Genomic DNA, 1071 nt, shown 5'->3' with positions numbered 1-1071 from the left:
GATTGATGCTCTCCAGCAAGATCAGCGGGCTTCCCGTCATTCGCATCGACGGCGTTCTGGTGGGCATTATCAGCGAGGGCGATTTCCTGCGCCGCGGAGAGCTGGGCACGCAGCGCAAGCGCCCACGCTGGCTGGAATTTCTTGTCAGCCCGGGAAGAGTTGCCGAAGAATATGTCCTCGCCAACGGAAGGCGGGTCGAGGAGGTGATGACCGACAGCGTCGTCACGGCATCCCCCAATGCATCGCTTGCCGAGGTCGTCGAGTTGATGACGCATCACCGCATCAAACGCGTCCCGATCGTCGACGGTGGTAAAGTTGTCGGCATGATTGCCCGCTCCGATCTTCTTCGTGCGCTGCTTCACACGCAGCCAACCTCAACTCCGACGACCATTGACGACGAACAGATACGCCAGAGCATCGTCGCGGAGCTTGCAGCGCAGAAATGGGCTGGCAAGGACCTGATCAATGTCACTGTCGACAAAGGGATCGTAAAACTGAGCGGCGCCATCTTCGACGAACGCGAGCGCCAGGCAGCCATCGTAGCGGCCGAAAACGTCGCCGGCGTCAAAGGCGTTGAGGACAATCTATTTTGCGCCGAGCCGTTGTCCGTCATCCTGGTCTCGTAGCCAAGGGGCTACCACCGACATTTTCCCGAGGCGAACTGTGCGTAGCCGCTCGACGTTCTAACGCTGGCCGGCCACATGCTGCAGCCGTGCGATCAGGTCGCGGTTGCGGCAATAATCTGGCGGAGCATCGGCTTGCTCGTTTTGGTCGAGCCAAGTCGAGCATTCGTCTTGATGGCCGCAGGATCGGCAGCGATTGACCGCCCGATCGGTGACGGCTGCATGGTCCGGCACCACTTTCAACTGCCTGTCGACACCAAGTTTGCGCATCATGCGACCCATCAACGCGGCCCTGGCGTCGACTGAAATCAGGTAATCGAGAAAGCTCATCTTGGTCACTCCTGCCTTTTGAGAATCATAGCCATGCAGGCGGCCAACGACTTGATCTCGGTCAACAGACGGAGCCGTTGCCAAGCCAAGGCGGCGAAAGGGGTGAATTGAAGTTCCT

2 protein-coding genes are annotated in these 1071 nt (G+C 59.2%); one reads left to right on the top strand and one right to left on the bottom strand.

The window, feature by feature from the left end:
• The coding region (locus EN935_RS37415; RefSeq protein ID WP_127374312.1) for a CBS domain-containing protein at positions 1-626 on the top strand (626 nt) is incomplete at its 5' end.
• 57 nt (positions 627-683) lie between these two features.
• Here the strand turns inward: EN935_RS37415 and EN935_RS37410 are convergent.
• The coding region (locus EN935_RS37410) for a DUF6455 family protein (RefSeq protein ID WP_245489160.1) at positions 684-1071 on the bottom strand (388 nt) is incomplete at its 5' end.

The sequence above is a fragment of the Mesorhizobium sp. M7D.F.Ca.US.004.03.1.1 genome (assembly GCF_003998635.1).
In the GTDB taxonomy this organism is placed as follows: Bacteria; Pseudomonadota; Alphaproteobacteria; order Rhizobiales; family Rhizobiaceae; genus Mesorhizobium; species Mesorhizobium loti.
This window is presented reverse-complemented; position numbering and strand designations above follow the sequence as displayed.